The sequence below is a fragment of the Phenylobacterium sp. genome, assembly GCF_024508875.1.
Classification (GTDB): Bacteria; Pseudomonadota; Alphaproteobacteria; order Caulobacterales; family Caulobacteraceae; genus Phenylobacterium.
The window spans coordinates 1-13,341 of sequence record NZ_JANINU010000018.1; the positions used below are offsets into that span (position 1 = coordinate 1).

At 71.0% G+C, this 13,341-nt stretch carries 12 protein-coding genes; 3 read left to right on the forward strand and 9 right to left on the reverse strand.

Going from position 1 to position 13,341, the window contains the following annotated elements:
* Positions 1–120: 120 nt before the first annotated feature.
* Positions 121–951 (reverse strand): hypothetical protein, encoded by an 831-nt coding sequence (locus tag Q0L11_RS02345; RefSeq protein WP_296595241.1) that lies wholly within the window; start codon positions 949–951, stop codon positions 121–123.
* Between the two features lie 325 nt (positions 952–1,276).
* On the opposite strand from Q0L11_RS02345, the gene Q0L11_RS02350 reads away from it, so the two are divergent.
* The 3 genes from Q0L11_RS02350 to Q0L11_RS02360 all read left to right on the forward strand — a co-directional run bounded on the left by Q0L11_RS02350 (position 1,277) and on the right by Q0L11_RS02360 (position 6,453).
* Positions 1,277–2,080, forward strand: coding sequence for a c-type cytochrome (locus Q0L11_RS02350; protein WP_296595242.1), 804 nt, complete (start codon positions 1,277–1,279; stop codon positions 2,078–2,080).
* 385 nt (positions 2,081–2,465) lie between these two features.
* A complete protein-coding gene (locus Q0L11_RS02355) occupies positions 2,466–5,369 on the forward strand; it encodes an ATP-dependent DNA helicase (RefSeq protein WP_296595252.1) in 2,904 nt (967 codons plus the stop codon).
* Between the two features lie 169 nt (positions 5,370–5,538).
* The gene (locus Q0L11_RS02360) at positions 5,539–6,453 is read left to right on the forward strand and encodes a hypothetical protein (protein WP_296595243.1); all 915 of its coding nucleotides are present in this window, start codon (positions 5,539–5,541) and stop codon (positions 6,451–6,453) included.
* On the opposite strand, the gene Q0L11_RS02365 is transcribed toward Q0L11_RS02360, so the two are convergent.
* The 8 genes from Q0L11_RS02365 to Q0L11_RS02400 form a co-directional block, all read right to left on the reverse strand.
* Entirely contained in the window at positions 6,450–6,869 is a 420-nt protein-coding gene (locus tag Q0L11_RS02365; RefSeq protein WP_296595244.1) for an SRPBCC domain-containing protein, read from the reverse strand. The two genes, Q0L11_RS02360 and Q0L11_RS02365, sit on opposite strands and share 4 nt — an antisense overlap.
* Positions 6,862–7,167, reverse strand: a complete 306-nt coding sequence (locus Q0L11_RS02370) for a helix-turn-helix transcriptional regulator (protein ID WP_296595245.1) — start codon at positions 7,165–7,167, stop codon at positions 6,862–6,864. The genes Q0L11_RS02365 and Q0L11_RS02370 overlap by 8 nt, the downstream gene beginning before the upstream one ends.
* A 66-nt stretch (positions 7,168–7,233) precedes the next feature.
* The gene (locus Q0L11_RS02375) at positions 7,234–7,494 is read right to left on the reverse strand and encodes an EF-hand domain-containing protein (RefSeq protein WP_296595246.1); all 261 of its coding nucleotides are present in this window, start codon (positions 7,492–7,494) and stop codon (positions 7,234–7,236) included.
* A gap of 77 nt (positions 7,495–7,571) precedes the next feature.
* On the reverse strand, positions 7,572–8,504 hold the full coding sequence (locus Q0L11_RS02380; RefSeq protein WP_296595247.1) for a prephenate/arogenate dehydrogenase family protein: 933 nt from the start codon (positions 8,502–8,504) through the stop codon (positions 7,572–7,574).
* Between the two features lie 2 nt (positions 8,505–8,506).
* The gene (gene hisC / locus Q0L11_RS02385) at positions 8,507–9,634 is read right to left on the reverse strand and encodes a histidinol-phosphate transaminase (RefSeq protein ID WP_296595248.1); all 1,128 of its coding nucleotides are present in this window, start codon (positions 9,632–9,634) and stop codon (positions 8,507–8,509) included.
* 32 nt (positions 9,635–9,666) lie between these two features.
* A complete protein-coding gene (locus Q0L11_RS02390) occupies positions 9,667–10,470 on the reverse strand; it encodes a chorismate mutase (RefSeq protein ID WP_296595249.1) in 804 nt (267 codons plus the stop codon).
* Positions 10,471–10,683: 213 nt separating this feature from the next.
* Complete coding sequence (locus tag Q0L11_RS02395; protein ID WP_296595250.1) at positions 10,684–11,790, reverse strand: response regulator; 1,107 nt, start codon at positions 11,788–11,790, stop codon at positions 10,684–10,686.
* A 217-nt stretch (positions 11,791–12,007) separates the two neighbouring features.
* Positions 12,008–13,341, reverse strand: a 1,334-nt coding sequence (locus Q0L11_RS02400) for a TonB-dependent receptor (protein ID WP_296595251.1), incomplete at its 5' end; no start/stop codon positions are given.

The following is a 13,341-nucleotide window of genomic DNA, read 5'->3' on the forward strand; positions in this document are numbered from 1 at the left end:
AAGCCCTCGCCGGGGCCCGGGCCCTTAACCGCGCCCTGGCCGTCCTGCGCCTCGCCCCCGCGCGCCCCCAGGCGCCGGCCTGAGCCCCCCGCCCCCCGCGCACGCCCCCCGCGCACAGCCCTATTCGTCGTCGGAATCGTCGCGCACCAGCTCGCCCGTGACGCAGTGCTGGCGATAGGCCACCACCTTCACCGTCCCGTCCGGCTGCTCCTCGCGCTTGAAGTGGCGGATATAGACCGTCAGCGACCGCTCATCGTCGTCCCCCTCGGCCTCGGCCCGCTCCGCCGCCTCGGCCTCATCCAGCGCCGTTGTCTCGGCCACAACCGGCCGGAACTTGCCGAACCGCGTGGGCGCCAACGCCGCCGCCGTCCAGCGAAGCTGGGTCAGCTTCACGTGCGTCGCGAACGCGTCCGCCGGCGTCACGCCCAGCGCGATCTCCCAGCCCAGGTCGAAGAACCGCTCGGCCTGCACCTGCCGCGCCAGCTCCACGGCCCGCGCGAACGCCGGCCGCTCCACCCGCCAACGGTACACCAGCGACAGCGACGGCATCTCCGGGTCGTCGCAGATCCGCGACAGCGGCTCCCCCGCCGCCAGCCGCGCGCACACCTCCGACGCCAGGCTCTCGCACCACATGGGCGCGCGCCCGCCCAGCATGTGCCACCCCGCCGCCCGCCGCGCCCGCGACACCGCCGCCTCGAACGCCGGCAGCGCGTCCATCCACGCCCGCACGGTCGACCGGTGCGGCATGTCCGCATCCGCGCAGATCGCCCGCAGGCTCTCCCCCGCCTCCACCCGCGCACACAGCCGCCGCGCCACCCGAGCCGAGAACCGCACGCTCCCCGCCGGCCCCCCCAACCGCCGCCGCCGCGTCTCGGTCCCAGCCGCCGCTTGTCCGGATTTCACCTGTCCCCCCGTCACCTGCCCAGCCGTCACCGCCGTCCCCGTCTCCATGGGTCCGCCTCCTCGTCCTGCCTCGAATGAAAAAGGGCCCCGCCGCGCCTCAGGCGCAGACCGGAACCCCGACAGAATCCTTCCCACACTTGCGCACCCGCGTCAAGAACAAAAGCAGAACAAATCGCCGCCCGCTCCTCCCCTGCGAAGCGGGGGAGGGGGACCACGCGCAGCGTGGTGGAGGGGGCGCGACAGCTCAGCGAAGCACCTGAGCCATCGCAAAGAGGCCAGCCGCCCCGCCCGGGGCGCTAACGCCCTCCCGGGCTCGTCAGCGCCTCTTGCGATCGCGGGCGAAGCCCGCGACGCTGAGACGTCGAGGGGAACCGTGCGCAGGGCTTCGTTCACACGTCTCGCGCCGCTGGCGCTGCTCCTGGCGAGCCTCACCCTCAGCCTCTCTGCCTGCGGCCCGCACCGCGAGGCGCAAGTCGAACGGGGCGCCCAGCTGGCGCGGGCCTTGGGCTGCGCCGACTGCCACGGTGCCGACTTCACCGGCCACAAGGTCTCCCACAACGACCAGATCGCGATCCTCTATTCCAGCAACCTCACGCGCGCCTTGCCGCGCTATTCCGACGCCGCGTTCCGCACGGTGCTGACGACCGGCGCCCGCCCCGACGGGTCGCGCCTCTGGTACATGGACGCCGCCCCCTACGCCGTGCTGTCGGACGCCGACCTGCGTGATTTGCTGGCGTTCCTGCGCACCCTGGCCCCCACCGGCGCCGACCACCCGCGCATCAGGACCACCCCGGCGTTCGACGAGCTGGTCCGCACCGGCGCGCTGACGCCCGAGTCCGCGACCCTCGCCACAGATCTCGCCAACCCGCCGCAGCCCACCACGCCGCCGAACGAACGCGGCCGATACCTGGCGCGCACCTACTGCGCCGGATGCCACGCGCCCAGCCTCCGCGGCTTCACGCCGCCCCAGCCCGGCGACCCGCCCGACCTCGCCGCCGTCGCCGCCTACTCCCGGGACGATTTCCGCGCCTTGATGTCCAAAGGCCAGGGCCTCGCCGGCCACGACATCGGCGAGATGGCCGAAGCCGCCCGCAAGCGCTTCAGCCAGCTCCCCGTCCAGGACGTCGACGCGCTCCACGACTACCTGACCCGCTGGGCTCACACCCGCCGCGACTGAGCGGCAGGCGCACCGCGAGCGGCGCCAACTCGGAGCCCCCGCTGGAGGCGCCGACCCCGCCGTCCGCCATCAACGGCCCCACGGCCTGATCGCGACCATCGCCCGAACCATCCGCCGACATCGCCGTGAACCGGCAGGCGCGCTAGCGCCCTCCCATCCTTAAGTCCACGGCAGCCCACAAGCCCCACCGCTCGGGCGGGTCAAGGACGGGCCTCCGGCCCGCCGCGCCAGCGGCGAGGGCGCGAGCCCTCGTCCTTGAGGCGTCCGGTCGGTGGGGCACAATCCACGCCCCGACTTCAACTGAAGGGCAGCGATGCGCCACAAGCAGCTCCCCACCACCCAGTTCCCCTTCCGTTCATCCCCCGCCCGGCCTAACCTCCCCAGCGTGTCCGCCCCCCCGACTCAGCTGCAGCTCGCGCCCGCCCTCGTCGTCCTCCCCGGCCCGCGCTGCGCGGTCTGCACCCCCTCGGGCGACGCCCAGCCGATCCGCACCCCCGACGCCCGCGACCTGTTCGAGACCGCCCCCGTCCTGGTCGCCCATGCGGGGATGACGGCGCGGCGCCTGGGCCTGCACGCGCCGCCCCGCAGCCCCCGCATCTTCGACGCCCTCGAGCTCTTCGCCTTCGCCCGCCCGGCGCGGTTCTGCGCCCCGTCGGCGGCCGGGCTCGCCCTGGCGCTCGGCCTGCCCGAACCCAAGACCCCCGCCGCACAGGCCGCCACGCTGCAGGCCGCCGTCCGCGCGCTGCTGGACGACCTCGCGCTGGCGCCCACCCCCTCCCGCGAGGAGGCGCTGGCCCTGGCCGAGACCCTGGCGCGGGCCGGCTGGCCGTGGGGCTCGGCGGTGATCGGCGCGCTGCGCCAGGTGGCCGCCGGCAACCAGTTCCGCTCGTCGGGCCTCGACGTCTGGACGCGGATTCCCGAATGGGAGGCCGAGGCGCCGCCGGGCGAGCCGGGCAGCAAGCCGATCTCGGCCGCCGACGCCGCCGGCCGGCTGCAGGCGCTGCTGCGGACCGCCGGCCTCGACGAGGCGCGGCCCGCCCAGGCGGACTATGCCGCCGAGGCCGCCCACGTCTTCCAGCCGCGCGAGCGCGAGGGCGAGCCCAACATGATGCTGGCCGAGGCGGGGACCGGGGTGGGCAAGACCCTCGGCTACCTGGCGCCGGCCTCGCTGTGGGCCGAGGCGAACGGGCCGGCGGTGTGGGTCTCGACCTACACGCGGGCGCTGCAGCGGCAGATCGAGCGCGAGAGCCGCGCCATCTGGGCCGTTCCTCCCCCCTCGGGGGAGGTGTCGGCAAAGCCGACGGAGGGGGTCGCCAATGGCCGTGGGGGACCCCCTCAGTCGCTTCACGACAGCTCCCCCAAGGGGGGAGCGGCGCGGAAACGGGTGGTCGTCCGCAAGGGACGCGAGAACTACCTGTGCCTGCTGAACTTCCAGGAGCAGGCGAACGCCGCGCAGCTGGGCGGGAGCGACCTCGTCGGCATGGCGCTGGCGGCGCGCTGGGCGCGGGCCACCCGCGACGGCGACATGACCGGCGGCGACTTCCCGGCCTGGCTGCCGACGCTGTTTTCCCTGCCGCCGGCGGCGCAGGCCAGCGCGGCCAACCTCGTCGACCGGCGGGGGGAGTGCGTGCACGCCGGCTGCCAGCACTACCGCGCCTGTTTCGTCGAGAAGGCGATCCGCGGCGCGCGGCGGGCCGACATCGTCATCGCCAACCACGCCCTGGTGATGACCCAGGCGGCGTTCGACGGGGCGCGGGCGGCGCGGGGCAGCAAGGCCGACGGCGAGACGACGCAGCTCAAGCGGATCGTGTTCGACGAGGGGCACCACCTGTTCGATGCGGCGGACTCGGCGTTCTCGGCGGCGTTGTCGGGAGCCGAGACGGCAGAGCTGCGGCGCTGGATCCGCGGGCCCGAAGGTCGTGGACGGCGCGGACGCGGGCTTGAGGCCAGGCTGCTCGACATGCTGGGCGACCGGGAGGAGGCGCGGGCGGCGCTGGACGAGGCGATCCGCGGGGCCAGCGCGCTGCCCGGCGAGGGGTGGAGCGGGCGCGTGGCGCCGCCGAACGGGGAGGTGAACCCGATCGGGCCGATCGAGCACTTCATCGTCGCCATGCTGGAGCAGCTGCGCGCGCGGGCGGCGGCCTCGGACGTGGGGATGGAGTGCGCGGCGCGGCCGGCGCTGGACCTGGTGCGCGAGACGGCGCGCGAGGCGGCGGCGGCGCTGGCGCGGCTGGAGGCGCCCCTGCTGGCCCTCGCCCGCGCGCTGGAGGACGTGATGGACCAGGAGGCCGACGCGCTCTCCGGCTCCGAGCGCGCACGCATGGAGGGCGCTTTGCGAGGACTCGACCGTAGGGCGAGGATGCAGCTCCCGGCCTGGCGCTCGATGCTCCGCGCCATCGACGAGGACGCCGAGGACGACCCGGACTTCGTCGACTGGTTCGACGCCACGTTCATGTTCGGCCGGGTGGTGGACGCCGCCTCTCGCCGCCACTGGGTGGACCCGTCCGAACCTCTGACCAACGCGGTGATCAAGCCGGCGCACGGGGTGCTGGTCACCTCGGCGACCCTGGCTGATGCCACGCTGGAGGACCCGTTCGCGTTGGCGGAGATGCGCACCGGCGCCGCCCGTCTCCCTGACCGGCCGAAGACCCTGAAGCTGAACTCCCCGTTCGACTACGCCGCCCACGCCCGGGCCCTGGTGGTCACCGACGTCAGCAAGGACGACGCCCGCCAGGTCGCCGCCGCCATGCGCGAGCTGTTCCTGGCGGCGGGCGGCGGCGGCCTTGGCCTCTTCACCGCAATCCGCCGGCTGAAAGCCGTCCATGAGCGGATCGCCGCTCCCCTCGCCGACAAGGGGCTGGCGCTCTACGCCCAGCACGTCGACCCGCTGGAGGTGGGCGCCCTCGTGGACATCTTCCGCGCCGAGGAGGACGCCTGCCTCCTGGGCACCGACGCCATCCGCGACGGCGTGGACGTGCCGGGCCGGTCCCTGCGGCTATTGGTCTTCGACCGCATCCCTTGGCCGCGGCCCGACATCCTGCACAAAGCTCGCCGCGCCCGATTTGGCAATAAGACCTACGACGACGGCATCGCCCGGGCCCGCATCGCGCAGGCCTTCGGCCGCCTGATCCGCCGCGCCGACGACAAGGGCGTCTTCGTCATGCTGGACGCCGCCGCGCCTACGCGGCTGTTCAGTGGCTTGCCCGCTGGCGTCGAGCTTCAGCGCGTCACCCTGGTGGAGGCTATCGAGCAGGTGGAGAGCTTCCTGACGCCGACGCCCAGGGGATAGCGGGGCGAAAATGGCGGGGCCCTCCTTCGGCATGCGTCTGCCGGCCGTTGAAGTTCCTATATTGTTCTCACAACTTCCTCTGTGCTAAGGCCGAGCTGTGCAGCTCGGAGGATGGATGCGACTGTTTCGACACCTCACCGCGATCCTGATCGTCTCATCGCTTCTTTCGATGGGCGTCGCGCGCGCCGAGGAATCCGCGCTGAACAAGGAAGGCTTCTGGACGGTCGGTCGGGGCGACCCCACGAGCCGGGCCTGCTTGGCCAGCGTGCCCTCGGCAGATGGCGGGGTCTTCATTCTGCAGGGCGACGCCGGCGCGGTCTCGTTCGCGGTCGGCGCGAAGTCCTCGATGCGTCGGGGCAAGCAGGGTGAGTTGGTTATCGACGGGAGCCGTTTTCCGTTCGAGCTGGAGCTCAACGCCAAGCGAGACTTCTTCTTCCAGATCGGCACGCTGGATGAGCGGGCGGTCGCCGCGCTCAAGCTGGCCCAAGGCATCGAGGTCTTGCTGGAGGGCCGGTCCGTGTTCAGCGGCGAAGTAGCCTCCACGGGCGTCGAGAACGCCGTAGAGGCTGTCGTGGCCTGCTCGAAGGGCGAGAAGGGGTGGTGGGGCGAAGGCGCCGTTCAGGCCACGGCCACAGCGATCCCTGGCTCGGACGCGATCCTCAACAAAGAGGGAGTCTGGAGCATCACGGTCGCCGACGGCAGCGTGTGTGTGGCCCAGGCCCAGATCGACAAGCGCGTATTCATGCAGTTTCTGGGCGCCAACGGCGGTGTTGGTCTTGCGTTCGGCGCGGTGAGCGGCCGCCTGCCGAAGGGACGCGCGGGACGTGTCGATGCCGGAGGCTATGCCTTCGATTTCGCGCCCAGCTACAATGACGACGATGCCTACATGACATCGGCCGACATGCTGGACGAAACCGCCCTGGCCATCCTGCGCCGCGCGAACAGGCTGAAGATCACGGTGGACCGCAAGGCGCTGGTGGAGACGCCCGTTGCGGGGAGCGGCTATCCGGAAATCCTGGACGCCGTCGCCGCCTGTTCGCTGGGCAAGTCAGGCTGGTGGGGCAAGGGGTCCAAGGCGCCCTAAGCCAGCGCCCGCTCCAAGCCGGCCAGGATCATCCTCCAGCCCTCGGTGCTCCGCTCGGCCCACTCCTCGAGCACTCCGTCGTGGGTGAGAGTCGCGACGCAGCCGTCCCCGTCCGGGGCGATGGTGACGGTGACTGTCGTGTCGTTCGGGTCGAACTGCGGCACGGCGAAGGTGAAGACGAGGCGGCGTGGCCTGTCGATCTCCAGGTACTCGCCCACGTGCGCCACCTCGCCCACGCCGGGCCGCCGGTCGACGAAGGTGAAGCGACCGCCCACCCGGGCGTCGACCTCCGCGCGCACCATCTCCCCCTCGGGCGTGGCGAACAGGAAGCGGCGGGCGATAGCTGGGTCCAGCCACGCGTCGAACACCTTCTCCGCCGGGAAGGGGTAGCGGTGGAAGACGGTCAGTTCAGCCATCGGTCAGCGCCTTCTCCAGTTCGCCAAGGCGCCAAGCCCACAGCGTCTTCTGCGCCGCGATCCAGTCTGCGGCCTCGTCCAGCGGCGTGGGGTCGAGCGCCAGGAAATGTTCGCGACCCTCGATCCGGCGCCGCACCAGCCTTGCCCGCTCCAGCATGCGGATATGCTTGGAAACCGAGTTCAGAGAGATCGCGAAAGGCTTGGCCACGTCCGTCACTCGCGCTTCGCCCCGCGCCAGGCGGCTCAGGATCGCGCGCCGTGTCGGGTCGGCAAGCGCCAGCAACGTTTCGTCCAACATATTCATCCCTACGGGTGAATATTGATCCAAAAGGAAGGCCGGTCAACCCGGCCTTCCCCGGTCGGCTCAGCCTCCGCGCGCGCGCATCGCGGCCATTGCGGCTTCGAGCTCGGCGGCGGTGATCTTGCCGTTCTTGTCGGCGTCGACGGCGTCGAAGCGCTCGGCCGGACGGCCCGCGGCGGTCCATTCCGCCTTGTCCACCGAGCCGTCGCCGTTCTTGTCCCAATTCTTGATGATGTCAGCCGGGGCCGGCATCTGGGCGTAGGCCGCGCCTGCACCGGCCAGCAGGGCCGTGGCCGCGGCCGCGGCGAAGATCGTCTTGCGCATCAGGTCGTTCTCTCTCCGGTTGGGAGCGGCGAGTTGGCTCGCCGAACGTTGCTCGGATATTGCGCGATTGTGGCCGTTCAGTGCTTGCCGCGGTCGCGTCCGAAATTCGGCTCGGCGCTCTCCTGGCCCATGGCGACGATCCCCCGCCGGATCTCACGCGTCCGGCTGAACAGCTCGAACAGCTTGTCGCCCTCACCCCAGCGGATCGCGCGGCTCAACGCCTGCAGGTCCTCGGTGAAGCGGCCCAACACCTCCAGCACGGCGTCCTTGTTGGTCAGGAACACGTCGCGCCACATGGTCGGATCCGACGCGGCGATGCGCGTGAAGTCGCGGAAGCCGCCGGCCGAGTATTTCATCACCTCGGACTGGGTGACCCCCTCTAGGTCGGCGACCGTGCCCACGATGTTGTAGGCGATCAGGTGCGGCAGGTGACTGGTGATCGCCAGCACCAGGTCGTGGTGGCGCGCGTCCATCTCCTCGACCTTGGCGCCCAGTGCGGTCCAGAAGGCCGCCAGCCGCTGCACCGCCTCGCGGTACGCGGCGTCCTCGCGGGGCTGCGGCGTCAGGATCGTCCAGCGGTTCTGGAACAGCTCGGCAAAGCCGGCGTCGGGTCCCGACTGTTCCGTGCCGGCGATCGGGTGGCCCGGCACGATGAATGCGTCGTCGGGAAGGGTGGCGGTCAGCGCGTCGGTCACGTGGCCCTTCACCGAGCCTACGTCGCTGACAGTGGCGCCGGGCTTCAGGCCGGGCGCGGCCGCCCGCGCGGCGGCCTCCATCGACATGACCGGTACGGCGAAGATCACCAGATCGGCGTCGGCCACGGCCTCGGCCGCATCGGCGAACAGGCTGTCGGCCAGCTTCAGCGCCGCGATCCGCTCGCGCGCGGCTTCGGACGTCTCGGCGATCGCGATGTGCCCCGCGGCCCCGGCCTCCCGCGCCGCGCGGACCAGGGACGAGCCGATCAGGCCGCAGCCGACCACGGCCATCTTCGGATAGATCGGCGCTCCCATGCTCAGGCCTTCATGAACTCGGCCAGCGCGTCGATCATCGCCCGGTTATGTTCTTCCAGGCCGATGGTGATGCGCAGGTGGTCGGGCAGGCCATAGTTCAGCACGCGCCGCGTCAGCAGGCCCCGGGCGCTCAGGAAGTCGTCCGCCGCCGCGGCGGTCCGGCCGGTCTTCGGGAAGCCGACGAGCAGGAAGTTGGTGGCCGATGGCCCCACCACCTCGAGACCCAAACCGCCGAGTTGCTGGGTGAGCCACGACCGCCACTGTTCGACGTGAGCGATCGATCGCGCCTGGAACGCCTCGTCTGCCAGGGCCGCCACCGCCGCCCGCTGGCCCGCGATGGAGGTGTTGAACGGCAGGCGGATGCGGTCGACCGCCGCCGCGATCTCGGCCGGCGCGTAGCCCCAGCCCACCCGCAGCGCGGCCAGGCCGTGCAGCTTCGAGAACGTGTGCGTCACCACGACGTTGTCGGTCCCGCGCGCGAAGTCGAGGCCGTCCTGGAAGGCGGGGTCGGTGGCGAACTCGGAATAGGCCCCGTCCAGCACTAGCACGACGCTTGGCGGCAGCTCCGCGTGCAGGCGCAGCACCTCAGAGAACGGAATCCAAGTGCCGGTCGGGTTGCCGGGGTTGGCCAGGAACACCAGCCGCGTGCGCTCGTCGACCACCTTCAGGATCTCGTCGACGTCGATCCGATAGCCCGGCTCCCGGGCGTTTTTGACCAGCGCCTGGCAGGCATGGGCGCCGATGGCGAAGGCGGCGAAGGCGTACTCGCCCTGCACAATGTTGTCGCCCGGCTCCAGGAAGGTCTGGTTCAGCAGCGCGAACACCTCGTCCGAGCCGCAGCCGAAGATCAGCCGCTCGGGCTCCAGGCGGAACCGCTCGGCGATGGCGTTGCGCAGGATGGTCGTCCGGCTGTCCGGATACATCTGCAGCTCATGCGCCGCGCCGGCGAAGGCCTCGATGGCCTTGGGGCTGGAGCCCAGGATGTTCTCGTTGGCCGACAGCTTGACCGGGTTCGCCACGCCGTCGGCCTGCGCCTTGCCGGGCACATAGGCATGGATGTCCATGATCCCGGGCTTGGGCAGCGGCTTGGCCGCGCGGGCGCGGGACTGGGAATCGGCGGTGTCGGGCATGGTGTTCGGCGCTCTCGCGAAGAGGCGTCCTCTTACACGTCGAGCGGCGCCGGCGCAGCCCCGATGACGCCGCTGAGCCGCCCCGGGGCGCGGGCCAGGCGCTCATCGTCGCGCTGGTAGAACCCGGCCAGCATGAACATCCGCAGGCCGCCCGCCTCTGCGACAAGGTCGGCGGCCACGCCGTCGTGGCCCAGGGCCTCCTCGACCGCGGCGGCCGATCCCGGCGCGTCGGTCACCCAGAAGGTCCGGTCGTCGCCCGTGGGCTCCACGTCCACCGCGGCCACGGCCAGGGCCGACATGGGCCCCCAGGCCGCGAGGCAGGGCAGGGCGGCGAACACCTTGAGCTGCGGCTCGGCCAGCAGCCGTCCCCACCACGCGCTGTCGGGCGTCAGCGCGCAGATCGCCACGCCGCCCGGCGTGCGGGCCGCCGCGATGGCGTCCTCGGCCTTCGCGTGCTGGCGCAGCGGCGGGGCGGCCCCGAACCGTTGGCGCGCCAGTTCGACGGCCCGCCCGGGATCCTTGCCGCCCCAGACGTTCAGGTGGAACGGGCCCTGTACCGAAAGGCTGTCCCCGATCATCTCACGCCAGACGCGGACCACCAGGCTGGGATTGGCGGCCGTCCGCTCGCTCGCGATCAGCCGGCGCAGGATGGCGGCTTCGCGTCCGGGACGCAGCGCGAACTTCTCGCCGTCGCCGGCCGCCTTCTTCGCCGCGGCCACCACGCGGGCCAGCGAGGCGCGCTCGTCCAGCAGGCGCAGCAGCTCGGTGTCCAGCGCGTCGATGCGCTGACGCACCGCGTCCAGCGACGGCGCCGCCCCGGTCTTCGCCTCGGACATAAACAATCCCCAAAACAGGAGCCCGCGACCTAAGGGATTGCGGCGAGCGGCGCAATAGGTCGTATCCGCGCAAAAAAGTTGCAGTTGAAACCGGGGGTTAGCGACCGTGCTCTTGCCTGGCTTTCGGGCGCGAAGAAAGGCCAGCGCTGAGGGATCGGGCAGGGTCGACGGCTTGTAGCGCGTCGAGCCGGCCGGCCGCCCTTGAGGGGCGGGTTACGCTGCTGCGGCGCTGTGGTTGGGGTCGAGCGCCTGCTGCAGCGCGGTGAGCAGATGCTCAGGCTTCATGGGCTTTTCCACCACGCCGTTCATCCCCGCCGCGAGATAGGCTTCGGCGTCGTCGGGGTCGGCGTTGGCGGTCAGGGCGATGATCGGCGTCGCGCCGACCGGGCCGGGGATGGCGCGGATCGCGCGCGTGGCGGCGATCCCGTCCATGCGCGGCATCTTGATGTCCATGAGGATCAGGTCGAACCGGCCGGTGCGGGCGGCCTCGACGGCTTCCTCCCCATCTTCGGCGGACTCGCTGGTGCAGTCGAACATCTCGACCAGCGACTGCGCGACCATCCGGTTGGTGGCGTTGTCGTCGACCACGAGGATGTGGGCGGCGCGGCCGGCTTCCTCGGTAGGCGCCTCGATCGTTTCCGGGATCGGCGCGAGCCGCAGCTCGAACGCGGCGGTGTCGGACGCGCCGGCGTTGGCTTCCTTGCGGAGTTGGCCATCCAGGCTCTTCAGCAGGCGGCGAGCCAGCATCGCGCCCAGGGCAACCTCCAGGCCGAGGCGGGCCTCGATAGCGCGCACGCGGGTCTCGGTGTCGCTTTCGTCCCACGCGGAATCCCGCGGGCCGCGCACACGTCCTTCCAGCAGGACCCCGTCGCCGGTCGCATGGACGTGCAGGCCAGCCTCGACCGCGCCGCGCGCCTGGGCCGCCACGGCCTCGCCGATGAAGCCGTCGAAGATTTGCAGGAGGCGCTTGCGGTCGGCCAGGGCGGCCGCTTCCGGGTCGCCGTCGTAGGAAACCAGCAGGGTGACGCCGGCCGTGGTCGCCCGCGGCTGCCAGCGCGCCTCCACTTCGTCCATCAGTTCACGCAGGCGGATCGGTTCGAGGTCGACGCTGAGGCCCTCGAGGCTGACGCTCTTTAGGTCCAGGGCCGCTTCCAGCATGCGGCGTACGCCTTCGGCGGCCTCGGCCACGCCCGCCACGCACGCCTCGCCGTCCGGCGTCAGCCGTTGCCGGCCGAGTTGGCCGGTCAGCGCCAGCACGCCATCCATCTGCTGCCGGATGTCGGCCGTGACGCGGTCGAAAAAGAACTCTGGCAGGGACATGAGCCGCCGGGGGGAGTGCTGTCTGGGTACTCATTCTGGGCGCCCAGCACTTGCGCAGAGGTTAAGCGCGATGATTGCGAGGCCCGGAAATGCGCTTCTCGCGGCAAAAAGCCGCCCGCCGAGCCGGACTTACCCGCAGACGGCCAAAGAAAAGGCGGCGGACACAGGGTCCGCCGCCCGAAGTCGGCACGCAAAATGGGAGGAAACGCGCCGTAAACTAGAAGCGGTACTGCAGCTCCACGCCGTAGGTGCGGGGCTGGATCAGGCCCCGCGTGATCGCCGTGCGGGTCTGGATGATGTTGGTGGCCGTGCCCGGGTTCGGGTTGTCGAAGATCGCCGTCGGCGTCGTCGAGCCGTTCGAGGTGAAGCCGTTCTGGTCGAAGGCGTTCTTCACGTAGCCGATCAGGGTGTAGCGGTTGTCGGCGTCGTTCCACAGCACGCGGAAGTCGGTCACGTCGTACGCCTTCACCTTGTTCGCCGCGCTCTTGAACGGCTGGTAGAAGGTCTCGTCGGTCCAGGTGTAGGTGGCCGACAGGATCAGCGAGCCCGGCGCGAAGTCGAAGGTGTAGTTCGCGTTGCCGGCGAACTTGTTCTCCGGCGACTGGTAGATCCGCGAGCCCTTCAGAGTCTGGAACACCAGGCGCGTGCCGTTCGAGACGACCACGCCGCCCGAGGGGGTGGCGTTCGGGTCCAGCGCGCCCGGGTCCGCCGGGTCGTAGAAGCAGCAGCCCTTGGTGATCTTGGTGTGCAGGTAGCCATAGCTCGCCGACAGGTCGAGGTTGGCGATCGGGCGCCACAGGGCTTCCAACTCCAGGCCGTAGGCCTCGGCGTCAACGTTGACGAAGTTGTTCGCCGCCGCCGTGCCGGCCGCGTTCAGTTGCGACAGGTTGAGCTGCAGGTCCTTGTAGTCGTTGTAGAAGGCCGACGCGTTGATCTGGAATTTGCGCGCAATGGTCTTCTTCAGGCCGATTTCGAAGGCGTCCACCTGCTCCTGCTTGGCCTCAGGCTGCGTGGACAGCGTGCCGAGCAGGAAGCCGCCCGACTTGTAGCCGCGGCTGTACTTCGCGTAGCCCAGCGTGTCGGCGTCGGGCGTCCAGTCGAGGTTCAGCACGCCGGTGACGGCGTCCCAGCTATTCTTCAGCGAGCGGAAGTTCTGCACGCCGGCGGTGGCCGGGTCGAGGTCGGTCGAGACGTCGAACGCGAAGGCGCCGCCCGCGATCGCCGGCGACTGGATGATCAGCCGCTGGTACTCGGTGCCGTCCTTCTTGTCCTTCGTGTAGCGGAGGCCCGCGGTGACGGCGAACTGCTCGTTGATCTCGTAGGTGGCCTGGCCGAACACGGCGTAGGCCTTGGAGTTAAGCGTGGCCTGGGTGTCGGCGTAGTTGCGCAGCGGGTTCGGAGCGGCCAGCGTGCCCGCCAGGGTCAGGGGGCTGGCCAGCGAAGCCTGGTTCGGGTTCCCGAGCTGAATGCGCTGACGGTACTCTTCCTCGTACTGATAGACGCCGAGGATCCAGCGCAGCGGCCCGTCGCCGTTCGAGGTCAGGTTGATCT

Excerpts from the sequence above, each read along its gene's own strand:
- Q0L11_RS02345 (WP_296595241.1), bottom strand. The coding sequence starts at position 951 with ATGGAGACGGGGACGGCGGTGACGGCTGGGCAGGTGACGGGGGGACAG.
- Q0L11_RS02360 (WP_296595243.1), top strand. The coding sequence starts at position 5,539 with ATGGGCGTCGCGCGCGCCGAGGAATCCGCGCTGAACAAGGAAGGCTTC.
- Q0L11_RS02365 (WP_296595244.1), bottom strand. The coding sequence starts at position 6,869 with ATGGCTGAACTGACCGTCTTCCACCGCTACCCCTTCCCGGCGGAGAAG.
- Q0L11_RS02370 (WP_296595245.1), bottom strand. The coding sequence starts at position 7,167 with ATGTTGGACGAAACGTTGCTGGCGCTTGCCGACCCGACACGGCGCGCG.
- Q0L11_RS02375 (WP_296595246.1), bottom strand. The coding sequence starts at position 7,494 with ATGCGCAAGACGATCTTCGCCGCGGCCGCGGCCACGGCCCTGCTGGCC.
- Q0L11_RS02380 (WP_296595247.1), bottom strand. The coding sequence starts at position 8,504 with ATGGGAGCGCCGATCTATCCGAAGATGGCCGTGGTCGGCTGCGGCCTG.
- hisC (WP_296595248.1), bottom strand. The coding sequence starts at position 9,634 with ATGCCCGACACCGCCGATTCCCAGTCCCGCGCCCGCGCGGCCAAGCCG.
- Q0L11_RS02390 (WP_296595249.1), bottom strand. The coding sequence starts at position 10,470 with ATGTCCGAGGCGAAGACCGGGGCGGCGCCGTCGCTGGACGCGGTGCGT.
- Q0L11_RS02395 (WP_296595250.1), bottom strand. The coding sequence starts at position 11,790 with ATGTCCCTGCCAGAGTTCTTTTTCGACCGCGTCACGGCCGACATCCGG.